Below are 23,438 nucleotides of genomic sequence, written 5' to 3'. Positions count from 1 at the left end.
TGTAAATTTCTTAAGAACCACTTAAGAAACGCTTATGAGAAACTTAAAACTACAGTAGTTCCAATATTTTGCTGACTCATAATCTTAACATCAATATTAAGCAAAGCACTTAATCTTTTTACGATAGATAATCCGAGTCCAGTACCTTTAATTTCAGTATTTTCGATGGATTTTGAACGATAAAACTGATTGAATATTTTTTCTAAATCTTCTTTTGGTATACCTATTCCAAAATCGGTAATTTGGCATTTTATTTTACCATTATTTTCAGAGATACAAACATTTATATTCGAATTATTATTTGAATATTTTAAAGCATTTGAGATTAAATTATTAATGATGATTGATAATAAATAATTATCGCTTGTTACATAATAATCTTTATCAAAATTAGATGAAATATGTATATTTTTAGTTTGAATAATACTTGAATATTGAGAAACTATATCTAAAATTATAGCATTTAAATACGTTTTTTCAATTTTGATACTTTGTTTTTGGTTTTCAAAACGGGCAAGTAAAAGTAATTGATCGACTAAGTAATTTAAGCGATTAACTTCCGAAATACAAAAATTAATTTTTTCTTTATATTCATCTTGATTTCTAGGTTTTCTAATTAAAACTTCGAGCGTTCCTTTTATTATAGTTAGAGGTGTTCTCAGCTCGTGAGAGGCATCTGATGTAAATTGTTTTTCTCTATCTATAGTATTTTCAATTCTATCTAATAAACTGTTTATTGTTTCTGAAAGCACGAAAAGTTCATCTTTATTTTGAGGCAACAAAATTCGCGATTTGAGATTATCTTTTGTGATTATATTAGCAGTCTCTATTATTGCACTTATTGGTTTTATACTTCTACCAGCAATTAATCTTGCTATCACAAAAAGTATTAATAAGATTAGCGGATATGCAATTATTAATATTTTTGATAAATTATTAAGAACCATTATTGAATCCTCTAATGACATAGCTACCAACAAATATCCTCTTTTAATTGAATTTTCGAATATTGGAACTTGAATTTGTCGGATTGATTTGTCAACTAACTTTGTATCAAATAATTCATAATCTTTAATTTTTGAATTAAAAACTAAAGATTGAATTTTGAGATTTGGAGATTTCTCTGCGATCATTCCATTTTTATCATAAAACTGAATAAAAACTGGATTTACTGCAACTGTATTGTGTTCACGTTCTCTCCATTCGTCATTATGAATTAGACCAATATGGTTACTTTTTATTTCAATTTCAGTTAGATGTTTTTCAACTTCAGCTTTAATGTCATTATTTATATGGGTATACACACTAAATTTTACAATAGAATAAATACCAAGAAACACTACAAAAATTAATAATCCTGTAGTAATAATATAATTTGATGCAATTCTATTTTTTAAAGAAAGTTGAAACATAATGTGTTTAATCGTTTGCGATATAACCTACTCCGCGAATGGTTTTTATATAATCTTCTTCAATTTTTAAGTTAAGTTTTTTTCTTATAGCATTCATAAAAACGTCTATTACTCCTGTATCGTAATCGAAATGAATATTCCAAACATCTTCGATTATTTGAGTTCTAGAGCAAACTTTTCCTTTATTTTTAACTAAATAAGATAGTAATTCGAATTCACGCTGGGTTAACGTAACTTCTAGATCATTAATAAGTACTCGATGTTGCAAAACATATATTTTGATAGTTCCAAGTTTTAAAATTTCTTCTTTTTTCTGATTTCTAAAATTAACCTTAATACGCTCTACTAATTCATCGAAACTAAACGGTTTTTTCATATAATCATTAGCACCAGCCTTTAAGCCTTCTATTGTTTCTTGTACTGTATCTTTTGCTGTCAGAAAAATGATTGGTGTGGTGGTATTTTTTATCCGGATTGCTTTGCATAATTCTAATCCGCTCATTTTTGGCAACATCCAATCTAATAAAATTAAATCAAACTTTTCTTTTTCGGATAATTCAAAACCTTGTAATCCATCGGAAGCAGTTTTAATTTTATAACCTTCTTCTTCAAGTCCTTGTTTTAGGAAATTAGAAATTCCTATTTCATCTTCAACTATTAAAATATACATTATTTATTGCATTATAAATTTAAAAGCAATAGAACCAATATTAGCAGATAAACCATCATTTCTGTTGTAATGATTGAATCTAAAATCTATATTTTTGATACCCAAACCAAAAATTTGTGTTGTGGTAAAAATATCTGTGTAATTTACACCAAAACCATATTGATTTGATTTAAAGGTTGATAAATCATAATCCGAAGTATAATATTGTTCTGTTGAAAGATGTTTTTCAAAGGGAGCAAAATATTTTGACGCATTTTGAACATAATACCTATATGTTGGATAAATGGTGAATTTATCTGATATTTTATAAGGAATTTCGATACTTGCTGTTTGTGAATTAATTCCCCAATCATCCCAATAATATCTATAATAAGTTCTTAAAGTAAATTTTTCGTTTATATAATAGTTCCAACGAAAACCTACTGGTAATTTGAAACGAGAATTTGGTAATCTTTCTACATCATCTGCTAATTGATAAACACCAATATTGTTTGAAGTTTCATAAATTGGAATATAGCTAGCAATTCCTATATAATAATTAGCTTTGTCAGCAAAATAAATTCTTTGATATGGTGTAGAAAGCATTCCTTCTTGCTTTAAAATATCAAAAAACAAAGAAAATTGCGTCTTTTTTGTTAATACTTGAGAAAAACTAACTGATGCTGAGTAAGAATTTCTACTTGTTGAAGTCCAATTTTTAAATTTATTAGGTAAATAAGCTGTTGTTGCATTTCCGCCTTGGTCTAAGATTGTTACACCTCTTAAAAAACCGTTGTATTGAAAATTTGAGCCATAGGTTCCGTACTCATGAAGTTCTGTCGGATAAATAGGTCTCCATTGGTCAAGATATGCATTTAATTTTAATGAAATTTCAGAATTTTTTTCGTTAAAAAGCTTAGTAACTCCTCCTCCAAAACCAATTGATGTGTAGTCAAATTCATTTGAAAAAGCAACATCTGCATTCCAAATAAAATTTCTATCATCACTACTATGGCTATAATTTGCAGTTAGTCCTATTAGTTGGTCACTTTTTGAAGCGCCTGATGATGCTTGCCACGGAGTACCTTTAGGAGGTGAAGTCGTTGTGTTTCCAGACGCTCCAGTAGTACTTGAATTAAAAGGATTTATATTACTTGATGATGCTGATGAATAAGCTGAAATACCAATATCAACTGTTAAAACATCATCATCATTTAGCGGCATAGCTACAGTTATATTTGATGCAAAGTCAGACAGTTTTTCTGAACCTATTCCTCCTCCTACTGCAGAATGATTTCCTTTTTGATTATAATAACTGTTTAAAAAATCAACTTCTGTACTTTCTAAAACTCTTTTTTTGAATACAATTGTAGTGTCTTTCTCTTGTGCAAGAGCAAATAGACTAATAAATAAAGTATAATAAATAATATATTTTTTCATTTTTATAAATTAATTGCATCCACAACCTCCGCCAGATTTTCCTCCATTTGCTCCTGCAGCAGCTTCTCTATATACTTGAAACGTTGTTTCATACTTTTCAACAGTTCTAGCAGCAAGTTTCATTTCTGGATCATTTATTTTTTCTTTTTCATACTCTTTTACAGCATTACATGATTGCAAAACCAAACAAAGTAATATTATTAATAAACCTTTTCTCATTTTTTTATTTATTTTCAATATTAATCCCTTTAGATGTATGAATCTTACCCTTATCATCTACTATAATACACTGAATTCCTTTAATTTGATTTACTAAATCTAGTCCAACATCTACACCTAAAACAAAAATTCCTGTTGCAAGTGCGTCTGCAATTTCAGTTTGTTTTGCAAATACAGAAACACTAACTACTCCTTGTGCAGGATATCCTGTTCTCGGATCTATAATATGTGAATACCTAATACCATTAAAAGTAACATACTTTTCATAACTACCAGAGGTTTCTACAGCACTGTCATTGAGAGGAAATGTAGCAAAAACTTTATTCTTATTTATTGGATTTATAATAGCAACAGTCCAAGGTTTCGCATCAGGTTGTTTTCCCCAAGTATTTATATCTCCCGAAACGTTTACAATCCCCGAAATAGACCCGTTAGTTTGTAATAATTCTTTTATTTTATCTGCAATATAACCTTGTCCAATACCTCCTAAACCCAACTTCATTCCTATATCTTTCAAAAATATGGTTTGATTTTTTTTATCTAATATAACTTTTTGATAACCAATTCGTTCAACCGATTTTTTAATAGCTTCTTCTGTAGGCATTTCAGTCATACTACCATCAAATTTCCAAATTTTATCCATTGAAGCATAAGAAATATCAAAAGCTCCGTTTGTTATTTTTGATATTTTTAAAGCTCTTTCAACTAAATCAAAAACTTCTTCATCTACTTTTACAGCTCTTATTCCAGCATATTTATTTACCTGAGAAATTTGAGTTGTTGGAATCCAATCGGAAATAAGATTTTCTATTCTTTTAACCTCTAAGACTGCTAAATTTGCATATTCATTACCTTGTATAGTGTCTTTTGCTACAACTGTAATTTCGAACGGACTACCAAGCATTGATAATTTTTTCTTATAGATCATTTGTCCATAAGATGCTATTGTAAGTAAAAAAAAAGGTATAAATATTAGTTTCATTATTTTTCGAAGTCTTTAATCATTTTGATATAATCTTCAGCAGAAATCTTTTTGTAACTTGACATTCCTAAAACTTTTCCTGATTTATTTAAAAGTAACACCAATGGAAAAATTCCTGTTTTGTTATACTTATCAGCTAATTTTTTATTGCTTGCTACTAGCTCGTCCGAAAGCTGATGTTCCTTTTTCTTTGGAAAATCGGCTTTATATAAAATCCAATTTGTTTCATTTTTAAAAGCCTCAGATTGCCAAACATTTTTATCCAGCTTAATACAAGGTGCACACCAATCTGAACCTGAAAACACTAAAAATATATTTTTATTTTCCTTTTCAGCTTGAACCTTCGCTTCTTCAAAATTTGATTTCCAATCTTGAGAATAACTAAATAAAGAAGTAAAAAATAATGAGTAGAATAGTAACTTTTTCATCGTAATTATTATTAAATAACTTTAGTAAAAATAGCATTATAATTTCTACTATTTCTTGTTTCTAAGATAATTAAGTAAATATTAAGTTAGAAATTGTCTTTTGGAGAAGTAATATCAAGACTCAAAACAATAATTTCACTATTTTTGTAAAAAAACAATCCTTTTATGAAATTATTAAAAAAATTATCTCCTTTTTACAATCTTACCATTCTTTATATAATTGTAAGTCTAATTTCAAGAATAATTTTATTATTTCACCCTATAACTCAATCTTCATTTGGATTTTTAGAAACTATCAAAATCTTTGGATTTGGCTTACTATCTGACTTTTTTGTTTTTATTGTTGCTAGTTTTTTTCTGTGGTTATATTTAATATTTTTATCTAATTCAAAATACTTAAAACCATATGGTTATGTAATTTTTGGATTGTTAGTTGCATTACTTATTTATGTTTCATTTTTTAATACCATTTTAAATGAATATGGTGGTGCTTTGCCAGAAATTGGCATTGCTTTTATCTTTATTAAAACATTATTATTTGGATTATTTTTATTTTTACCTAAGTATAGAAGCAAATTTAGATTTTGGATGTTCTCATTTGTCCTTTTTATATTTGTTGTTTGCATCATGCAAAATGCCATAAGTGAATACTTATTTTGGAACGAATTTGGAGTAAGATACAATTTTATTGCAGTCGATTATTTAGTTTATACCAATGAAGTAATTGGAAATATCATGCAATCTTATCCTGTTATTCCTATATTTTCAGGATTGTTTCTAATCGCCGGATTAATCACTTATGTAATTGTAAAAAGATCTAAAAATTATTTAAATGAAATTCCAACTTTCGTTGAAAAAATGAAAATTTCAGGAATTTATTTTGCCTTATTTGCACTTTCCTTGTTAGCAATCCCTTTTTTGTCAAATAAAGAAAATTCTCAAAATATATTTGCTAATGAATTACAAGCTAACGGATTGCATAAATTTTATTTAGCATTTACAAATAGTGAATTAGATTATTTTAAATTTTACAAAACATTACCTAATAATGAAGCATTTGCCATTTTAAAAAATCAAATTTCTACTATTTCTAACGAATCAACTTTAAGAAATATAAAAGCTGAAGCTGCCGAAAATCACAAAAATGTAGTGTTAATAACTATTGAAAGTTATAGTGCTGATTTCCTAAAAACTTATGGAAATGAACAAAATATCACTCCCTTTTTAGATAGTTTAGCTACAAAAAGTTTACTATTCACAAATTTATATGCTGTAGGAAATCGTACTGTTCGTGGTTTAGAATCCGTTACATTGTGCATTCCTCCTACTGCTGGAGAAAGTGTTGTAAAAAGAAAAGACAACAAGAATAAATTCTCGACTGGAAGTGTTTTTGCAAAAAAAGGTTATAATGTAAAATATATTTATGGTGGAGATGCATATTTCGATAACATGGAAGATTTCTTTTCTGGAAATGGTTACGGAATTGTAGATAAAAAAACTTTCAAACCTGAAGAAATTACTTTTTCTAATGTATGGGGAGTTTGTGATGAGGATTTATACAAAAAAGCGATAAAAACCATGAATGAAGAAGCAAAGGAAAACAAACCTTTTTTTAATCATATTATGACTGTGAGTAATCACCGACCTTTTACTTATCCTAACGGCAAAATTGATATTTCTGGGGATGCAAAATCTCGTGAAGGTGGTGTAAAATATACAGATTATGCCATGAAGCAATTTTTTATTATGGCTAAAAAGCAACCATGGTTTAAGAATACCATTTTTGTTATTCTTGCAGATCATTGCGCATCTAGTTCAGGAAAAACCGAGCTTCCCGTTGATAAATACCGAATTCCAGCAATGATTTATGCGCCAGATTTTGTACAACCAACACATTATAATAATATGATGTCACAAATAGACATTATGCCTACGTTATTTGGATTGTTAAATTTTAATTATCAAAGCAAATTCTTCGGTCAAGATGTTTTAAAAGAAGACTACAAACCAAGAGCATTAATTGCTACTTATCAAAATTTAGGTTTCATAAAAGATAATATTCTAACTATAATTTCTCCTAAACAACAAGTAAAACAATCGAGTCTTACTTTATTGCCAAATCCTAAAGTTGGAGCAGAATTTCAGTTAATGTATGAACAAAAGCCTTTAGAAAAAGAAAGAACAGATTTAGTAAATGAAACTATTTCTTATTACCAAACAGCTTCGGATATGTTGAAAAAGAAGAAATATCAGAAATAATAAATTATGTTTCGACATAAAGGAAAAAATAGAACTTTCTTACATAATTTGCGATTAGCGACTCTATTGTCTTTTGTTGCAGGATTAGTAAATATTACTGGAGTTTTAGCTATACAAACACTAACAACTAATGTAACTGGACATTTTGCGTTTTTTGCTGAAGAGATAATGAAGCATAATTATTCGACGGCGTTAACATTTTTTATGTTTATTATTTTCTTTTTAATTGGTTCATTTACTTCTAATTTTCTGACTGAATTAGTACATAACAAAAATCCAGAATTATCACACGTTATTCCTATTTCTCTAGAAATATTAGTTTTATTTTTAATTGGACTTTTTGGAAATTATTATGAATTAAGATTTTTAGAAGGAAAAATAATTGCTTTTGCTATGTTATTTGCTATGGGAATACAAAATTCATTAGTAACTAAAATTTCACAATCTACAGTAAGAACAACCCATTTAACAGGTCTTTTTACCGATTTAGGAATAGAATTATCACAACTTTTTTTCTATAAAAAAATTGAAGAAATAAAACGTCTAAAAACTAATATTTTTTTAAGAATATCTATTATTACATTCTTTTTTCTTGGTTGCCTTTTAGGAGGGTTTATATACCAAGAATTAAAGTTACAGACACTATTTGTAGCTGCTTTTTTTCTTCTTGTTGCACTTTTATATGATTATATTCGTTTACAATTTTTTGTTATAAAAAGAAAAACTTTAAATCATTAATATTTAATTTGATAAATATCTTTCTTTTATTACATTTTGATGATGAATAACATGTCCAGAAACAATAAACCCAACTGCTAATACTGACATCTCATTTCCTGATGCAATTCCTTTTGCAAATAACATTACTTCGGAAAAACTTTCAAATAACTTTATTGTCGATTTTCTAACCAATATAAATTCCTGAAGTAAATCAGTCATTTCAATTTTCGCTGTATCTACATTTGCTGCATAATCATTTTCTTCAAATCCTGGAATTGGTGTTCTATCAAATCTTGAAAAACGCAAAGCCCTATATGCAAAAATTCTTTCTGTGTCGATAATATGACGAACTATGTCTTTAATAGTCCATTTATTCTCTTGATATTTATAATTATATTTTTCTAGCGGAATATTTTCAATAAAAACTATAAAATCGTTTAAGTTTTCCTCCATTGCAAGAATACAATCATCATTTTGAACATGATTTATATAGGTTTCAAAATAGGCTGGATAATCTGAATTTAGTATATTTTTCATAAAATAAAGATATAAAAAAAGTCCGCCGAAGCGAACTTTATATTACATATTTTTGAATATTGTATGCATTAATCTTTTCTTATCGTTGATGCTTTCATCAAGGGAAATCATTGTTTCTGTTCTATAAACACCTTCTATGTCATCTATCATATAAATAACATCTTTAGCATGTTTTGTATCTCGTGCTCTAATTTTACAAAATATATTAAATTTTCCTGTAGTAACATGAGCTACAGTAACATAAGGAATCTCACTAATTCTTTCCAATACAAATTTTGTTTGCGAAGTGTTGTTAAGAAATACACCTACATAAGCAATAAAAGAATATCCTAATTTCTCATAATCAAGGGTTAATGAAGAACCTTGAATAATTCCAGCATCTTCTAATTTTTTAACACGAACATGAACTGTTCCAGCAGAAATTAACAATTTTTTTGCAATGTCTGTAAATGGTATTCTTGTGTTATCAATTAACATATCAAGAATTTGGTGATCAACTTCATCTAAGCGAAACTTACTCATAACTATTTATTTATATTATATAATCGTAAAAATATTCTTTATTTTTTAAACTTTAATTAAATTTAAAACAAATTTATTACATTTTTATCAAACCATTAACAAATTTTATGTTTTTATTTAAATAAAAATTTGCTTTTTTACCAATTTCCGGAACATTATTAGAATCATCACTATAATCTCCTTCTTCTCCATCATATTCTTGATGTCCAAAAAATGCTAATCCATCTTTAATTTCAGTAAAATAAGCTTCAAAAACAATTTTGTTGTCTATAAGAATTTCTTTATACTGGGCCGCAAAGGTAGTAATTATATTTAATGAATTACAATTAACATTAAAGTTTCTGTAAGCAAAATCGACAAACAACACTCTATTTTGAGGAATATTTACATAATTTGTAGTTTTATCTTCTATTGTATCGTTATTGTAAATAAATTGTAAACTAGACATTAATGCAACGAAGATATACTTTCGAGTTTCTTCCCGCTCGTAATCACCTTGATAATGACCCGCTTCAAAAAGTATAGTCGGCACATTTAGAGACTGAAACATATCTCCAATACAATTTATATTAAACGAATCATCAAATCGTCCCACCTGATTAGGAATATATTTTTGTAATTCATCATTCATTGCAACAATAACACTTATAGCTTTACGGCGAACATCATTATAATCTCTAGATTCATCATATGCAGGCGCTAAGAAAGAAACTGTTGCAGGGTTTCTAGTATTTCCTGCTGAAAAAATAGTACGCTGATCATGAAGATTAAAACAATAATCTGGTTTAAAATCATCAAACATTTTTCTCAGCAACAGGCTTTCCGGCTGCGATAAATTTACAGAATCACGATTTAGATCTATTTCATTAGCATTTACACGAGTATAAGCTTCCGCTCCATCTGGATTTAAAATTGGGATACATAATAAGGTAAACTCTTTTTTTATATTTTCAGCTTCTACAGAATCTTGTTTTAAGAAATTAAACAAGTCAAAAAGTGATTTTGTGGTTGTCGATTCGTTTCCATGCATTTGCGACCACATTAATATTTTATTAGAGCCAGTTCCAATTTTTACAGCATATATTGGTTTTTTATTTACAGAACAACCTATAGTAGAAACTCCAAAATCATTTGATAAACTTTCTAAAATTGGCTCTATATGTTTATTTGTAATGTATCTGCCAAAGAGTTTTTGTTGTTTTATTTCGGAGTATATTTCAATTAAATTCATAGTATTAATTTATAGTTTACAAAAGTAAACATCTTATTATTTACAATTGTAAACAAATAAAATCGTCATCTAATTGTGATTTGTAAACAGTTATAATTGATTATACAGCTAGTATCTTATGTATTGATATTGTTAAATTTACATTTATATAATTAAATAATAAGTTATTGATTATCAATATTTTAAATGTATTAAGTTAAAGTGTTTTATTAATTACATTTAATGTTTTACAATTGTAAAATAGGATATATGAATACTATTGTTTACATTTGTAACCTATTATTTATTTAACATGAATTTACAATGGTAAACATAGATGATTTTATAAAAAGGCTCGAAATAATACTTGATTATTACAGCTTATCGGCTTCAGGATTTGCTGATAAAGTTGGTGTGCAACGTTCTAGTTTGTCTCACCTTCTCTCAGGCAGAAACAAACCAAGTTTAGATTTGATCCTTAAAATTATTGAGAATTTTCCCGAAGTAGATTTATATTGGATTTTGAATGGAAAAGGAAATTTTCCGAAGTCAGAAATTAAAATTGAAACAAATTTTCAAACTACTCCTCCTATTTTAAAAAATAATACGGAAGATTATAAAACCGAAGATTTACCTAATTTATTTTCTGATGAAAATCAAGCGCAAAAAAATCCCGTATTTGAAAATATAAAAAATAATTTTTCAAATACGGGAAATATGCTAAGTACAAAAAATGTGTCAGAAATTGAACGAATTGTTATTTTTTACAAAAACGGTAGTTTCAAAAATTATTTGCCTGAATAAATTATTTTTTTGGAACAAAACTATTTTCCGAAATTTTTCCTAAAACACCAACATAATTTTGTTCTAATATTTTAAGATCTACTTCAATATTACCAGTTGGATAAAATGGTTCGCATAGCTTTACTTCTTTTTTTCCAAAATTGAAAATTACAGGAATAATGGGTACATTGGCTTTTTGAGCAATATAATAAAAACCTGTTTTCCATTCGGTAACTTTTTTACGAGTTCCTTCTGGCGCAATGGCAAGACGAAAAATTTCTCTTTTAGTAAAAATATTTGCAATAGCATCTACTTTATTTAGTCCTCCTTTTCTGTCTAGCGGCTCTCCTCCCATCCAACGAAAATAAGCTCCAAAAGGAAATCTAAATAATTCCTTCTTAGCAACAAAATTCATTTCTAAATCTAAAATTCCTCTTGTAAAAATTCCCAAATAAAAATCATGTGCACTAGTATGTGGCACAACAATCATGATGCATTTTTTTATGTCGGGAGAAATGGTTCCGTTAATTTCCCAACCCATGAATTTAAAGAAAATTAACTTATATATCCGTTTTTTCATTTCTAATATTTTACCAAAAATAGCATTATATTTACTATTTGAAAAGGCAAATTATGAATTTCAAACGACTTTTAAGTTATTTAATCCCAATAAAGATATACGAGACAAAATCTGATATTAACAAAAATCTCGAAATAACTTGGAACAATGGGCAATTAGTCTTAGATTCTAAAAACACTAATTTTTCTTATGGGAATTTACAAAAGGTATTGCGTTTTGGTCTGAAAGAAATTGGTTTTGAAAAAATTAAATCATTAGATAGTACTCTGATACTAGGTGTTGCAGGCGGAAGTGTTATTAAAACTTTGGTAAACGAAATAGGTTATATAGGAAAAATAGCTGGTATCGAAATAGATGCTGAAACTATAAATCTTGCAAACAAATATTTTGGATTAGATAAAATAGATAACCTCCAAATCATTATTACTGATGCTGAAAAATTTATAGCAGAAACTAAAGAAACATACGATCTTATAATTATTGACATTTTTGAAGATAATATTATGCCTGATTTTCTTTTTGAAAATACATTTATTTCTAATGTGCTAAATATTTTAAATACTAATGGTTTTGTGATTTTTAATACCATTGTAAGTGACAATTCAGCTCAAATTCGAAATGAAAAATTTGTAAAGCTTATAAAATCAAAAAATAGAACACTGCAAAGAATACCTAATCTTGAAGGAGACAACGAATTGTTAATTCTGAATTAATTGAAAATTTTATCTAGATATGAAAAATAATATCAAAAAACTTCTGTTAGGTAATGTTTTACCAAAAGACAAACCAAAATACAATCCTATTCAGAAGCGTATAGAAAATATAAAATCGATTTGGAATAATGATCATCAAGATGATAACGGAATAGAAAAAATAATACGATTGTTTCTATCCTCTTCTCAAATGCTTTTTCCTGGAATATATATTAAATATTTTGCCAACAAAAAAGGTTATGAATATCAAGATTTAGCTTTAGATATTTACGTATTAGCAAAAGTTATGTTTCCGCTTATAATATTAATAAATGAATGGCAACATAATATATATATAATAATAGTGATGGTTTATGTCTTACTAGAAACAGTGTTGTATATACCAACTTTGATTTTTGCTTCCGATTTATTTTCTCGCCCACGCTCTTATAAACGTTCGATGCTTTTACTTTTTTTTAATTATATGGAAATTGTCTTAGCTTTTGCTGTTTTATATTCTTTCGGGAATTATTTAAACAAAGAATTTACGCACTGGTTTGATGCTGTTTATTTTAGCATTATTACCTCTTCCTCTATAGGTTATGGAGATTTTTACCCTGTAACCATTTTTGGAAAATTTTTAGTGAGTATGCAAGCGTTACTTTTCTTGTTTTTTGTAGTCCTATTTCTTAATTTCTTTTCTACAAAGATTAAGAGTAAGGGTTATTTTGATCATGATAATGAAGATTAATTTATACTATTTCCCTCGCCTTTTCTAGATCTTCAATCGTATCAATTCCTATTCCTACATGAGTGGTTTCGACCATTTTGATGCGTTTTCCATATTCTAAATAGCGAAGTTGTTCTAGTTTTTCGGAAGCTTCGAGCGATAACATGGGTAAATGATAAAAATCTAATAACGCTTGTTTTCTAAAAGCATAAATACCAATATGTTGCATATATCTAACACCCACATTTTCTTCTCTTGGATACGGAATTACTGCCCTAGAAAAATACACAGCAAATCCTTGTTGGTCGACAATTACTTTGACATTATTTGGATTTTGAATATCATTTTTATCAGTGATATTTCTCATTAAGGAAGCCAAATCTACTTTCTTATCAACATCATTTCTAAAAACTTCAATCACTTTTTCGAGTGGTTCTTTATTTATAAAAGGTTCATCTCCTTGTACATTGACCACAATTTCAACATCAAGATTTTCGATGGCTTCTGCTATTCGGTCACTACCCGATTCGTGTTCTTTGATGCTCATAATGGCTTTTCCACCATTGGAAACAATTTCATTATATATCAAATCAGAATCTGTTACTACAAAAACATCATCAAACAAATTGGTTTCAACTGCTGCTTGATACGTTCTTAGAATAACTGTTTTTCCGCCCAAATCTTGCATAAGTTTGGCTGGAAATCTTGTTGAGGCGTAGCGCGCTGGAATTACTGCGATTATTTTCATTTTTTTTAGGTTCTAAGGTTCTGAGGAATATAAGGTTTTTAGGTTTTTTATTTTGTCAGAGATTAAAAAGATTTTTTTATTGGATCTATTAGCGTTAGGGATTGAGGCGGTATCCTTTTTCTGGTTTTTCTCCAGAAAAAGATATAGCCGAAAGCCCGACCCGACTTTTTCGGGAGGGTAACGCCCAAATTATTTTATTCTGTGAAATTTTCATCTTTAAAACCTATCAAATATAACTTATCTTTTGCTCTTGTCATAGCGGTATATAACCAGCGAATATAATCTTTGTCGATTCCGTTTGGTAAATAGGGTTGCTCTATGAAAACGGTATTCCATTGTCCGCCTTGTGATTTGTGACAGGTTATAGCGTAAGAGAATTTGACTTGCAAGGCATTAAAATATTCATTCTCTTTTACTTTCTGAAATTTCTTATATTTAGTCGTTTCATTTTCATAATCTTTTATCACTTCTTCGTACAATCTATTCGATTCTTCGTAGGATAATGACGGCGATTCGCTCGAAATGGTATCTAATAACAGAACGGTTTCGTACGGTTTTTGATCAGGATAATCGACCATTCGTATCTTGACATTGGCAAATTTGAATCCGTATAATTCTTTTATATTTCGAATGTCCAAGACTTCTATAATATCTCCATTGGCAATAAAACCAGCTTCGTCAGAATCTTTTAACCAAAAGTAATTATTTTTTACAACCATTAGAAAATCTCCTGTGGAAAGTTCGCTTTCTTTATCTAGAATTTTGGTTCTAATTTGCTGATTGTATTGATTGGCGCGTTTATTTGAACGAACTATAAATGCGGTGTCTTCGATACTATAATTGCTATATGCAGAATTTATGGCATCTTGAATATCATAACCATCAGACAATCTAACAATATCTTTGAATCCTTTGAGATTAAATTTGAAACTATCGAAAAATACATCTTTTAGTAACTCTCGAAGTTCGGTAGCATTATACAAAATTCCTGAGTTTTCTTCTTGACGCATGACTTCATCAAATTCGATAGAATAGACGTCTTTATTGTAATGCAAACTCAAAGTATCTGTATCTAATGCTGGAGATATATCTAATTGAACTGGTGGCAATTGAGCTGTGTCACCTAACAGAATCATTTTGCAATTATCGCCTGAATATACATAGGAAATTAAGTCATCTAAAAGCGATCCGTTTTCATATAATTTCGATTCGGTATTTACATCAGAAATCATCGATGATTCGTCTATAAAAAAGATGGTGTTCTTATGTTTGTTGGGTTGCAATGTGAATGAAACACCTCCGCCAGATGTTTTTTTAGGAAAATATATTTTTTTATGAATGGTAAATGCTGGTTTGTTAGAATAATTAGCAATTACCTTTGCTGCACGACCAGTTGGCGCGAGTAAAACATACTTTTTATTAATCTCGATTAGGTTATTTACAATGGTCGAAATTACGGTTGTTTTACCTGTTCCAGCATAACCTTTAAGTACAAAAATCTCGTCTTTATTACTGTTTGTAATAAATTCTGCAATTTGCTGAAAGAAAATATCTTGTTTTACGGTCGGTTTAAACGGGAATTTTTTTTGTAAAATACTGTAAAACAAGGAAGCATTCATTTATTTTTTATAAAATATTATATTTCAAATATACACATCAAAATTAACTTGTTTGTTTATTAAAGTAAAAAAAATTGTAGATTTGCTTTTCAATGATTTAAAACCATTATGTCTTCAGCTAACGCTACAATTCTGGAAAAAAAATATAAAAATTTAGTACTTCAAGTTTCATTAACTGAAGCTTCTTTTTGTATAAAAGATACGTTGAAAGATAGCATTGAAACAATTCATCATTATTATTTCGATAAAATTTCTAATCCAACAGAAATTGAACAATCATTAATCAAATTTTTTAATGAAACCCCGGAATTAAATGCAAGTTTCGACGAAATCACTGTTTTACACAACAATAACTTGCTCACTTTTGTGCCGTCAGTTTTATTTGATGCACAATATTTAGGTAGCTATTTACAATACAATACAAAGGTTTTTGAGTCCGATTTTTTTGCTTATGATTTGGTTACTAATAACGACATGGTTACTGTTTACATTCCGTATGTGAATATTAATAATTTCCTGATAGATCGTTTTGGAAGTTTCAATTACAAACATTCCTTTACTATTTTAGTCAAAAAAGTATTAGAATTTTCCAAAAATATCGATGAAACTCAGTTGTATGTTCATATTCAATCTGATAATTTTCAGATTATAGCCGCTAAAAATCAGAAGCTTTTACTTTTTAATACATTTGATTATAAAACCGAAGAAGATTTTATTTATTACTTACTTTTTGTAGCCGAACAGCTTAATTTGAACCCAGAAACAGTACAATTAAAACTTTTTGGAACGGTTTCTAAAGAAAGTAATTTATACCAAGTTTCTTATAAATACATACGAAATGTGTCTTTATTTTTTAATCATAACAGCATAGAGAATACCATTTCTCAAGAAGAATATTTACAAAATTTTATACCCTTACACACGTGCGAATAATTTCAGGAAAATACAAAGGACGACGAATTAGTCCACCCAAAAACTTGCCAGTTCGACCTACGACTGATATGTGTAAAGAAGCATTGTTTAATATTTTAAATAATAATTTCAATTTTACAGAACTTCGTGTTCTGGATTTATTTGCAGGAACCGGAAGTATTAGTTATGAATTTGCATCTAGAGGTTGTAAGCCAATTACTAGTGTAGATGGCGATATGGGCTGCGTAAATTTTATTAGAAAAACTACTAAAGAATTCGATTTTGATATTACACCGATAAAAAGTGATGTTTTCGCTTTCTTAGAGAAAAATAAAGCCAGTTACGACATTATTTTTGCCGATCCGCCATACGGAATGGATCAAAAAGATTTTGAAAAAATAATTACATTGGTTTTTGAAAACGAATTGTTAGAAGACGATGGTATGATGGTTATCGAACATTCTAAATACACCAAACTCGACCATATGGAAAATTTTTCTTATGATAAAGGTTATGGTGGCTCAGTTTTTACTTTCTTCGAACTAGAACAAAGCGATGAGGAAACTGATGATCAAGACGACGAATTTGAAAGCTAGTGTGATCATTTTTAAATTTATTTAAACTCTCCAACCATTCTTATAATGGTTTCTATACCTTTTTCAGTTTCTTCATTATAATCTGAAGAAATATTAAATATAAGATCATTCTCAAACTCATCATTTATAAAATCGTTGATTTTTTCAATAATCTCTATATTATCTATATTCAATATTCTTTTTAATAATGCTATTTTTAATTCTTGAATATCCATAAATTTATTTTTTATCAAATTTAAAGAATTTTACAATCAAATAATTAATAATCAATAATTTAACTTATAAATAACATTTTTAAAACAATTAGTTATTAAATATAATAGTTATTATTTTTCAAGCAATTCTAAAATCCAGTTTAGACAAACTTTAGAATCCATAATAGACCAAGAATGAGGATTTTTTGTTCCATCTAAACGAACTCCTTTTCCTTGACTAAGAATTACTTTTGATTTTTCATTCCCCATTATTGTTAATTGATTAATCATTGAAATTATATCAATTCCATTCCAGTCATTCAAATCTCGATGTCTTTGATTAATTAGCCAATTGGTATCCAAATCGGTAAACATAAGAAGCGGCATATTTTTTAAATATTTTGTGTTTCCACCATCTTTAGCCCCAAAAGAATAAATAGAATGTTCTAGGTATTTTTCAGGGAATTTATCGGGAGAACCACCGTAAATACTATCACAATTATTCTTAATCCGTTTTGCCTCATCTACTGCTGGTTGATAAATATTTCTTTCAATTTCTCTTTCGCAATATTTATAAAATCGTGCGTTGTCTAACGGCGCATCTAATGCAAAAATACCTTTAGGAATTAAAAAATGTTTTTCTGTATTCTTAACTGTTTTTTCTGCGTAAGTCAAAGAAATCATTGCACCATTCGAAAGTCCGCCGATTATAAATTTGTCTTTTGAGACTTTATGTTTATCAATAATTTCATTAAAAATTTTATCAAGAATAGTAAATTCTGCATCTCGATTATCCGTCCCCCAATTTATTGAAGGAACAATTACCATAATTCCTTTCTCGACTGCTAATTTATGAAGCGTTATTTGTTTCAATGTATTTTCAATAAGTTCTCCACCTGAAGGCAAAATGACTAATACGCCTTTTATATTTTTCTTTGGAAGAAATTTATAATAGAAAAGTTCTGTTGCTTCTTCGTCATTTACATACAATTCAGAAGTGTCCGTTTTAGAAATAATAATTTTTTCAAATTTTTGCGCCTTACAATACAAAAGATTACAAAATAAGGCAATAAATTATATTTTTTTCATTTTTAATTCCCTTTACTATTTATCCATTCTAGCCAATTATTTGCTACTTTATCCCAATTTTCTTTCTCATAAATGGGTTCTGATTTTTCGTTTACAGCAAAAAAATTATGTTCTAAACCAGGATAATTTATAAATCTAAAATTTTGTTTTCGATCTCGAATAGTTTCTATTTGAAATAAATCATTATAATTTGCTGCCACATCTTTTGAACCATAAGTCACTAAAATTGGAATTTTGAGTTGCATTAAATTTTCTCTTTGTGGTAACGAAAAACTATAGGTCGCTTTATATGTATCCCCTCCATTGTAATTGATAATAGTACTGTTTTCGACCACCGTTTTCCAGTAATTTATTGTATTTTCTTTATCTTCTGCATCTGCCAAAATATTGACAATTCGACCAAAAGGATTTCCTCCGGAATAAATAAGATGTGTTATTTTAGGACATAGAAATGCCATTTTTGAAGCAATTGTACTTCCTTCAGAATGTCCAGCAACTACGAGCTTTTTCTTGTCAACCCATCGTTCTCTAACCAATTGTTTAAGAATAAAATTGTTTCTAAAAACATAATAATCTAAATAATTTCTATCAGTATAACCTTTGGGTTGAATTTTATTTTCTTTGTCCTTTAAGTACATGAAATTTTCACATAAACTGTTGGCGTTGGCAATAATTGGAATAGTTGGTTTGGCAATAATTATGATATGGAAATCATCTAAAAAAGGAGTTTCATTAAAAGGTAAAGTTCCATATAATCCTTTTTCATCATAAATAACAACGGGTCTTGGCAAACTTCCTTGGCAAAAAAAGAACAATGGTTTGGCTATTTTCTCTTCTCCTTTTTTAGAAATAACAATCAAATCTACTTTATCATCTTGAAATTTGAATGAAATTTGTCTGTAACCAAAATCCTCTGGTATTTTTTGAGCAACAGCGTGATTTTTTGAAATTAAGAGCATAATTAGCAATATTTTTTTCATTTATTATTCAATTATCAGGACAAACACTTTTAAAAAATTATCACATAAAGATTTAGAAAATAAATTTTCAAAACATAGCTATTGTGCTCTAGTATATAACGAAGTGTTTTTTTAAGTTTCAATTTCTATGATTCTATGTGGTAATAATTTCATATTAGTTCTAAAAGCGTTTGCTCCTATTCAATTATCAATGCAAAATTGGTTTCAAAATTTGAATCTGAAAGTTAATTGAAGGTTAATGCTAGGTTAATGTCTTTTTTATTCCATAAAATCAATTATTTTTGGAGTGATGAAGAAGAAAATCAACTTATTAATTCTGTTTTCGGTTGTGGTGCTTATGGCACTTTCTGCCATGCAATTTTATTTGGTAAAAACTACTTATGATTATAAAGTAGCACAATTTAGAGACGAAGTAAAAACCAAAATTGCTGATATCACGAACGATTATAGTGATATCGATTCTACTATTTTTAACAAAAAAGATTTGTTGTATCGCGAATTGGCAATGAATTATATTTTAGATCCTAAAACCCGAAACAGAATTAAGAATACCATTCTACAAAACCAATTTAAAAAAGAATTAACGCATAAATTACAACTTAAATTCGAACAAGAAATCCCAGATTTACAGCTTGATTTTGCCATTATACTCAACAAATTTGTATTGTATAACAATGCCAAAGCAGCAGATACCATTTTTGCAGAAAAACCAATTATTGGAAATAAATTATATGGTGATTTAGCTTCCCTAGACGATGCTTTTCTGGTCCGAAATTACGTAGGTACCACAAGCGGAAATGCCTTGAATTCTGATTTCAAATTACTTACCGAAGATGCTTTGTATGTTTCGGTAGCCAATTGGGAAACTATAATCCTGAGACGAATGGCAATGATTTTATGCTTTGCAATTTTGTCAATTCTCACACTAATTACACTTTTTGTTATTGCCATAAAATCATTAATAAAGCAAAAAAAAGTGAGCGATATCAAGACCGATTTTATTAATAACATTACCCACGAATTAAAAACACCATTAGCAACTTTAGCCATTTCTACTAAAATATTAGAAAGAAAAGACATTCGAGATAACGAAAAACATTTTGATAATTTAGTAGCAACAATATCGCGTCAAAACAATCGTTTGCAACAATTAATCGATCAGGTTTTAAATAATTCATTGGAAGACAGCGAAATCGAATTGCAAAAGGAAAAGATAAATTCTGAAGTTTTTTTAAATTCAATTATCAATGATTTTAAGATTTCTAATCCATCAATTGTCATTGCAACCGAATTTAAAACCGCTCAAACTTCCTTATTTCTTGACAAATTTCATCTTACAACAGCCATTCAGAATGTATTAGAAAATGCTGTAAAATATGGTTGTAATCATATTAATATTAGAACTTCATTAGTCAATAACCAATTCAATATTAGCATTCAAGACGACGGAATTGGGATTTCAAGAAGCAAACATTCCTTACTTTTTGATAAATTTTATCGAGTAGAACAAGGAAATCTACACAATACTAAAGGATTGGGTTTGGGTTTATTTTATGTAAATCAGATTATAAAAGCACACCAAGGAACCATTGCTGTGATTAGCGATTTAGGTAAAGGAGCCGTTTTTAATATTAGTATTCCATCATAAATTAAAAAATATTATTTCAAAAAGACACATGAAGAAAAACACAAAGACTCACAAAGTTTAAATTCTTTTTATTTCTTTGAGTATCTCCGTGAAACCTTTGTGAATCTTAGTGAAACAGCTATTTCACAAAGACACACGAAGAAAAACACAAAGACTCACAAAGTTTAAATTCTTTTTATTTCTTTGAGTATCTCCGTGAAACCTTTGTGAATTTTTGTGAAACAGCTTATTTTTAAGGAAAATTTAAAAAATGAAAAAAGTACTACTTGCCGAAGACGATTTCGATTTTGCCGATGTTCTCAAACAATATCTCGAATTATATAATTATCAAATTACTTGGGCAAAAGACGGAGAAGAAGCCTTGCTCCTATTTCAAAAAGAAACTTTCGACATTTGTGTATTTGATGTCATGATGCCTAAAATGGCCGGATTTACACTAGCCGAAAAAATAATCGATATCAATCCTGAAACACCATTTGTTTTCTTAACTGCCAGAAAACTAAAAGAAGACAAGTTAAAAGGATTGCAATTGGGTGCCGATGATTATATCGTAAAACCTTTTGAAGCAGATGAATTGGTCTTGCGATTAAACAACATTTTAAAAAGAGGCAAGCAAAAAAATCAAACAACCATTTCGGTCGATGAAATAACAATAGGCAATTACATTTTTGATCCGAATAGGTTAGAATTAAAGTTAGGTAATCACACGCAAAGACTTACAGAAAAGGAAGTTGCTATAATTTTATTTTTTCTAAAAAATAAAAACCAACTCATCAAACGAAATGATATTTTGCAAAGTATTTGGGGAAATGACGATTTCTTTTCAGGAAGAAGTATGGATGTTTTTATAAGCCGAATTAGAAAATATTTCTCAAACGATAATCGAATTACAATCGAAAGTATTCGCAATGTAGGCTTAGAATTTAAGATTCAAAACTAAAAAAAGCAGACCTATAAGCCGGATTCTGTTCTCGTTATCACTAACGATACCTTATCATTTATCTAGGCTTGCAATTACTCACAAGCTCCATCTTTCTACCCTTCAGCAACGGACGAGAAGCCCTTAACTACCGATATACTTGAAATTTCACCGCATAGAGTTTACCTGGTTTCACTACAGCATTACCTGTACATACTTTCTGTTGCACTTGTCCTTGATCGATTGCTCAACCCGACGGGCGTTACCCGCTATGCTTCTCTCTGGTGTCCGGACTTTCCTCCCCCAATAAATTGGCGACGATAAGGCGGTCTGCACTGCAAAAATAGTTTTTTTAGGAGCCAATTCCGCTATTCGTTACAATCTTTTTTTATACCTGACAGGTTTTTGAAACCTGTCAGGTATAAAAAAAGGATTTCCACTGCTATCGGGGCTAGGGCATTTTGGTAATTAATAATGTTTTAGTAATAAAAAGTATTATTTTAGCCTTTAAATTATAATAAATCAGAATTAGATGAAAAATAAATATGTTGACTTTATTTCGGACGAACATTTGCTGAATTGCATTGCAAATCTTCACAAAGCGTATTTAAAAGCGAAGAACAATATCACAAAAAAGAATTTTTACAGCAACAAAGTTGATACAATTAAATTAACTTTTGACGCTCAATTCAACGACATTAATCAAGAAAGTTTAATTCAAGCCGAAATATTACGTCAAATTGATAAATCTATAAATAATTCTATTGGAACTTTTCACGAACAAATATTAGGAGGAATTAAAGGCTTTCAAGTTGGAAATTTAAGTGGCTTTGATATAAAAGCAAACGATGATACTTTGTTTGCAGACATTAAAAACAAACACAATACAATGAACAGCAGCTCGGCAGAAAGTTTATTTCAAAAACTAAAAACTTATGCAGATAATTATAAACAAGCCAAATGTTATTGGGTTCAAATTCTTGCAAAAGGAAGTTTTAACGATTTATGGAAAGGCGAAATAAACGGAAAAGAATATAGTCATAGTAGAGTTTACAAAATTTCTGGCGACCAATTTTACGCTTTACTTTCGGGAAAAGAAAATGCACTTTTTCAACTATATAAATTATTACCTACGGCAATAAACGATTATTTAAATTCTATTGAAAAAAGTGATGCCATTAAAGAAAATTCTGCATTGGACGAAATAAAAATAGAAACTGAAACTTCTCAAAGAACAATTTTAAATCAAATTACTTTCGAAAACTATAGCTATTATTTAGGTTTTGACAAGTTATAATAGGTATTTAAAAATTTTACAATCGAATAACCAACTTCTTTTCCAAGATTTACAGGAACTGCATTTCCAATTTGTTTGTATTGTTGTGCAATAGAACCCTCAAATTTCCAAGTATCAGGAAAAGTTTGAATTCTCGCATATTCTCGAACCGTAAACGGCCTGGTTTCTTCTGGATGACATCTTTCTGTTTGTTTTTGCGCTGGACTACAAGTCAAAGTTAAACAAGGTTCGTCCCAACCTATTCTCCTTGCAATTCCAGTTTTTCCACCGCCA

26 protein-coding genes and 1 other RNA gene are annotated in these 23,438 nt (G+C 28.7%); 10 read left to right on the top strand and 17 right to left on the bottom strand.

Translation table 11 applies throughout. The annotated features are described in order from the left end of the window. Positions 1-32: 32 nt before the first annotated feature. The 6 genes from ABI549_RS03930 to ABI549_RS03905 are packed head-to-tail and all read right to left on the bottom strand — an operon-like array spanning position 33 to position 5,130. Complete coding sequence (locus ABI549_RS03930; RefSeq protein ID WP_348075149.1) at positions 33-1,412, bottom strand: HAMP domain-containing sensor histidine kinase; 1,380 nt, start codon at positions 1,410-1,412, stop codon at positions 33-35. 7 nt (positions 1,413-1,419) lie between these two features. Then, a complete protein-coding gene (locus ABI549_RS03925) occupies positions 1,420-2,082 on the bottom strand; it encodes a response regulator transcription factor (protein WP_348075148.1) in 663 nt (220 codons plus the stop codon). Between the two features lie 3 nt (positions 2,083-2,085). Beyond that, entirely contained in the window at positions 2,086-3,501 is a 1,416-nt protein-coding gene (locus ABI549_RS03920) for a DUF3570 domain-containing protein (protein ID WP_348075147.1), read from the bottom strand. A 9-nt stretch (positions 3,502-3,510) separates the two neighbouring features. After that, positions 3,511-3,720, bottom strand: coding sequence for a DUF4266 domain-containing protein (locus ABI549_RS03915; RefSeq protein ID WP_348075146.1), 210 nt, complete (start codon positions 3,718-3,720; stop codon positions 3,511-3,513). 4 nt (positions 3,721-3,724) lie between these two features. Then, positions 3,725-4,702: an FAD:protein FMN transferase gene (locus ABI549_RS03910; RefSeq protein ID WP_348075145.1), complete on the bottom strand. Its 978-nt coding sequence runs from the start codon at positions 4,700-4,702 to the stop codon at positions 3,725-3,727. Next, complete coding sequence (locus ABI549_RS03905) at positions 4,702-5,130, bottom strand: thioredoxin family protein (RefSeq protein ID WP_348075144.1); 429 nt, start codon at positions 5,128-5,130, stop codon at positions 4,702-4,704. The genes ABI549_RS03910 and ABI549_RS03905 overlap by 1 nt, the downstream gene beginning before the upstream one ends. Before the next feature lie 165 nt (positions 5,131-5,295). On the opposite strand from ABI549_RS03905, the gene ABI549_RS03900 reads away from it, so the two are divergent. Both ABI549_RS03900 and ABI549_RS03895 read left to right on the top strand, forming a co-directional pair. Next, a complete protein-coding gene (locus ABI549_RS03900) occupies positions 5,296-7,389 on the top strand; it encodes a sulfatase-like hydrolase/transferase (RefSeq protein ID WP_348075143.1) in 2,094 nt (697 codons plus the stop codon). 6 nt (positions 7,390-7,395) lie between these two features. After that, positions 7,396-8,127 (top strand): YoaK family protein, encoded by a 732-nt coding sequence (locus ABI549_RS03895; RefSeq protein ID WP_348075142.1) that lies wholly within the window; start codon positions 7,396-7,398, stop codon positions 8,125-8,127. A gap of 3 nt (positions 8,128-8,130) precedes the next feature. On the opposite strand, the gene ABI549_RS03890 is transcribed toward ABI549_RS03895, so the two are convergent. The 3 genes from ABI549_RS03890 to ABI549_RS03880 all read right to left on the bottom strand — a co-directional run bounded on the left by ABI549_RS03890 (position 8,131) and on the right by ABI549_RS03880 (position 10,399). Further along, positions 8,131-8,646: a DinB family protein gene (locus ABI549_RS03890; protein ID WP_348075141.1), complete on the bottom strand. Its 516-nt coding sequence runs from the start codon at positions 8,644-8,646 to the stop codon at positions 8,131-8,133. A gap of 42 nt (positions 8,647-8,688) precedes the next feature. Further along, positions 8,689-9,168, bottom strand: coding sequence for a winged helix-turn-helix transcriptional regulator (locus ABI549_RS03885; protein ID WP_091477442.1), 480 nt, complete (start codon positions 9,166-9,168; stop codon positions 8,689-8,691). A gap of 76 nt (positions 9,169-9,244) precedes the next feature. Beyond that, a complete protein-coding gene (locus ABI549_RS03880; protein ID WP_348075140.1) occupies positions 9,245-10,399 on the bottom strand; it encodes a M14 metallopeptidase family protein in 1,155 nt (384 codons plus the stop codon). 303 nt (positions 10,400-10,702) lie between these two features. Here ABI549_RS03880 and ABI549_RS03875 point away from each other — a divergent pair, with 303 nt between their 5' ends. Next, positions 10,703-11,182: a helix-turn-helix transcriptional regulator gene (locus ABI549_RS03875; RefSeq protein ID WP_348075139.1), complete on the top strand. Its 480-nt coding sequence runs from the start codon at positions 10,703-10,705 to the stop codon at positions 11,180-11,182. A gap of 1 nt (position 11,183) precedes the next feature. On the opposite strand, the gene ABI549_RS03870 is transcribed toward ABI549_RS03875, so the two are convergent. Next, complete coding sequence (locus tag ABI549_RS03870) at positions 11,184-11,741, bottom strand: 1-acyl-sn-glycerol-3-phosphate acyltransferase (protein WP_348075138.1); 558 nt, start codon at positions 11,739-11,741, stop codon at positions 11,184-11,186. Positions 11,742-11,794: 53 nt separating this feature from the next. Here ABI549_RS03870 and ABI549_RS03865 point away from each other — a divergent pair, with 53 nt between their 5' ends. Together ABI549_RS03865 and ABI549_RS03860 are read left to right on the top strand one after the other, a co-directional pair. Beyond that, positions 11,795-12,454 (top strand): methyltransferase domain-containing protein, encoded by a 660-nt coding sequence (locus ABI549_RS03865; RefSeq protein ID WP_348075137.1) that lies wholly within the window; start codon positions 11,795-11,797, stop codon positions 12,452-12,454. Positions 12,455-12,473: 19 nt separating this feature from the next. Next, positions 12,474-13,184, top strand: a complete 711-nt coding sequence (locus ABI549_RS03860; protein WP_348075136.1) for an ion channel — start codon at positions 12,474-12,476, stop codon at positions 13,182-13,184. A 1-nt stretch (position 13,185) separates the two neighbouring features. Here ABI549_RS03860 and kdsB read toward each other — a convergent pair whose 3' ends face one another. Continuing rightward, positions 13,186-13,911, bottom strand: a complete 726-nt coding sequence (gene kdsB / locus ABI549_RS03855; RefSeq protein WP_348075135.1) for a 3-deoxy-manno-octulosonate cytidylyltransferase — start codon at positions 13,909-13,911, stop codon at positions 13,186-13,188. A gap of 194 nt (positions 13,912-14,105) precedes the next feature. Continuing rightward, the gene (locus ABI549_RS03850; protein WP_348075134.1) at positions 14,106-15,530 is read right to left on the bottom strand and encodes an ATP-binding domain-containing protein; all 1,425 of its coding nucleotides are present in this window, start codon (positions 15,528-15,530) and stop codon (positions 14,106-14,108) included. 108 nt (positions 15,531-15,638) lie between these two features. On the opposite strand from ABI549_RS03850, the gene ABI549_RS03845 reads away from it, so the two are divergent. After that, the gene (locus ABI549_RS03845) at positions 15,639-16,463 is read left to right on the top strand and encodes a DUF3822 family protein (RefSeq protein ID WP_348075133.1); all 825 of its coding nucleotides are present in this window, start codon (positions 15,639-15,641) and stop codon (positions 16,461-16,463) included. Continuing rightward, positions 16,454-17,038 (top strand): 16S rRNA (guanine(966)-N(2))-methyltransferase RsmD, encoded by a 585-nt coding sequence (gene rsmD, locus ABI549_RS03840; protein WP_348075132.1) that lies wholly within the window; start codon positions 16,454-16,456, stop codon positions 17,036-17,038. Before ABI549_RS03845 ends, rsmD begins: the two co-directional genes overlap by 10 nt. Positions 17,039-17,055: 17 nt before the next feature. Here the strand turns inward: rsmD and ABI549_RS03835 are convergent, their stop codons facing one another. The 3 genes from ABI549_RS03835 to ABI549_RS03825 all read right to left on the bottom strand — a co-directional run bounded on the left by ABI549_RS03835 (position 17,056) and on the right by ABI549_RS03825 (position 19,301). Then, positions 17,056-17,253 (bottom strand): hypothetical protein, encoded by a 198-nt coding sequence (locus ABI549_RS03835; RefSeq protein WP_348075131.1) that lies wholly within the window; start codon positions 17,251-17,253, stop codon positions 17,056-17,058. A 111-nt stretch (positions 17,254-17,364) separates the two neighbouring features. Next, a complete protein-coding gene (locus ABI549_RS03830; RefSeq protein ID WP_348075130.1) occupies positions 17,365-18,222 on the bottom strand; it encodes a hypothetical protein in 858 nt (285 codons plus the stop codon). A 101-nt stretch (positions 18,223-18,323) separates the two neighbouring features. Next, positions 18,324-19,301: a dienelactone hydrolase family protein gene (locus ABI549_RS03825; RefSeq protein ID WP_348075129.1), complete on the bottom strand. Its 978-nt coding sequence runs from the start codon at positions 19,299-19,301 to the stop codon at positions 18,324-18,326. A 289-nt stretch (positions 19,302-19,590) separates the two neighbouring features. On the opposite strand from ABI549_RS03825, the gene ABI549_RS03820 reads away from it, so the two are divergent. Both ABI549_RS03820 and ABI549_RS03815 read left to right on the top strand, forming a co-directional pair. After that, positions 19,591-20,949 (top strand): HAMP domain-containing sensor histidine kinase, encoded by a 1,359-nt coding sequence (locus tag ABI549_RS03820; protein ID WP_348075128.1) that lies wholly within the window; start codon positions 19,591-19,593, stop codon positions 20,947-20,949. Positions 20,950-21,199: 250 nt separating this feature from the next. Then, positions 21,200-21,889 (top strand): response regulator transcription factor, encoded by a 690-nt coding sequence (locus tag ABI549_RS03815; protein ID WP_348075127.1) that lies wholly within the window; start codon positions 21,200-21,202, stop codon positions 21,887-21,889. Here ABI549_RS03815 and rnpB read toward each other — a convergent pair. Continuing rightward, an RNA gene (rnpB, locus tag ABI549_RS03810) (RNase P RNA component class A) lies at positions 21,888-22,205 on the bottom strand. The two genes, ABI549_RS03815 and rnpB, sit on opposite strands and share 2 nt — an antisense overlap. A gap of 195 nt (positions 22,206-22,400) precedes the next feature. On the opposite strand from rnpB, the gene ABI549_RS03805 reads away from it, so the two are divergent. Next, a complete protein-coding gene (locus tag ABI549_RS03805; protein ID WP_348075126.1) occupies positions 22,401-23,165 on the top strand; it encodes an Eco47II family restriction endonuclease in 765 nt (254 codons plus the stop codon). Here the strand turns inward: ABI549_RS03805 and ABI549_RS03800 are convergent. Then, a partial coding sequence (locus ABI549_RS03800) for a DNA cytosine methyltransferase (RefSeq protein ID WP_348075125.1) occupies positions 23,141-23,438 on the bottom strand: 298 nt, incomplete at its 5' end. The two genes, ABI549_RS03805 and ABI549_RS03800, sit on opposite strands and share 25 nt — an antisense overlap.

Source organism: Flavobacterium sp., from assembly GCF_039932285.1.
Classification (GTDB): Bacteria; Bacteroidota; Bacteroidia; order Flavobacteriales; family Flavobacteriaceae; genus Flavobacterium.
Note: the sequence above shows the minus strand (reverse complement) of the source record. Positions and strands in the feature narration are given on the sequence as shown.

Coding starts and splice junctions, on each gene's coding strand:
- ABI549_RS03930 (WP_348075149.1), bottom strand. CDS start 1,412: ATGTTTCAACTTTCTTTAAAAAATAGAATTGCATCAAATTATATTATT.
- ABI549_RS03925 (WP_348075148.1), bottom strand. CDS start 2,082: ATGTATATTTTAATAGTTGAAGATGAAATAGGAATTTCTAATTTCCTA.
- ABI549_RS03920 (WP_348075147.1), bottom strand. CDS start 3,501: ATGAAAAAATATATTATTTATTATACTTTATTTATTAGTCTATTTGCT.
- ABI549_RS03915 (WP_348075146.1), bottom strand. CDS start 3,720: ATGAGAAAAGGTTTATTAATAATATTACTTTGTTTGGTTTTGCAATCA.
- ABI549_RS03910 (WP_348075145.1), bottom strand. CDS start 4,702: ATGAAACTAATATTTATACCTTTTTTTTTACTTACAATAGCATCTTAT.
- ABI549_RS03905 (WP_348075144.1), bottom strand. CDS start 5,130: ATGAAAAAGTTACTATTCTACTCATTATTTTTTACTTCTTTATTTAGT.
- ABI549_RS03900 (WP_348075143.1), top strand. CDS start 5,296: ATGAAATTATTAAAAAAATTATCTCCTTTTTACAATCTTACCATTCTT.
- ABI549_RS03895 (WP_348075142.1), top strand. CDS start 7,396: ATGTTTCGACATAAAGGAAAAAATAGAACTTTCTTACATAATTTGCGA.
- ABI549_RS03890 (WP_348075141.1), bottom strand. CDS start 8,646: ATGAAAAATATACTAAATTCAGATTATCCAGCCTATTTTGAAACCTAT.
- ABI549_RS03885 (WP_091477442.1), bottom strand. CDS start 9,168: ATGAGTAAGTTTCGCTTAGATGAAGTTGATCACCAAATTCTTGATATG.
- ABI549_RS03880 (WP_348075140.1), bottom strand. CDS start 10,399: ATGAATTTAATTGAAATATACTCCGAAATAAAACAACAAAAACTCTTT.
- ABI549_RS03875 (WP_348075139.1), top strand. CDS start 10,703: ATGGTAAACATAGATGATTTTATAAAAAGGCTCGAAATAATACTTGAT.
- ABI549_RS03870 (WP_348075138.1), bottom strand. CDS start 11,741: ATGAAAAAACGGATATATAAGTTAATTTTCTTTAAATTCATGGGTTGG.
- ABI549_RS03865 (WP_348075137.1), top strand. CDS start 11,795: ATGAATTTCAAACGACTTTTAAGTTATTTAATCCCAATAAAGATATAC.
- ABI549_RS03860 (WP_348075136.1), top strand. CDS start 12,474: ATGAAAAATAATATCAAAAAACTTCTGTTAGGTAATGTTTTACCAAAA.
- kdsB (WP_348075135.1), bottom strand. CDS start 13,911: ATGAAAATAATCGCAGTAATTCCAGCGCGCTACGCCTCAACAAGATTT.
- ABI549_RS03850 (WP_348075134.1), bottom strand. CDS start 15,530: ATGAATGCTTCCTTGTTTTACAGTATTTTACAAAAAAAATTCCCGTTT.
- ABI549_RS03845 (WP_348075133.1), top strand. CDS start 15,639: ATGTCTTCAGCTAACGCTACAATTCTGGAAAAAAAATATAAAAATTTA.
- ABI549_RS03835 (WP_348075131.1), bottom strand. CDS start 17,253: ATGGATATTCAAGAATTAAAAATAGCATTATTAAAAAGAATATTGAAT.
- ABI549_RS03825 (WP_348075129.1), bottom strand. CDS start 19,301: ATGAAAAAAATATTGCTAATTATGCTCTTAATTTCAAAAAATCACGCT.
- ABI549_RS03820 (WP_348075128.1), top strand. CDS start 19,591: ATGAAGAAGAAAATCAACTTATTAATTCTGTTTTCGGTTGTGGTGCTT.
- ABI549_RS03815 (WP_348075127.1), top strand. CDS start 21,200: ATGAAAAAAGTACTACTTGCCGAAGACGATTTCGATTTTGCCGATGTT.
- ABI549_RS03805 (WP_348075126.1), top strand. CDS start 22,401: ATGAAAAATAAATATGTTGACTTTATTTCGGACGAACATTTGCTGAAT.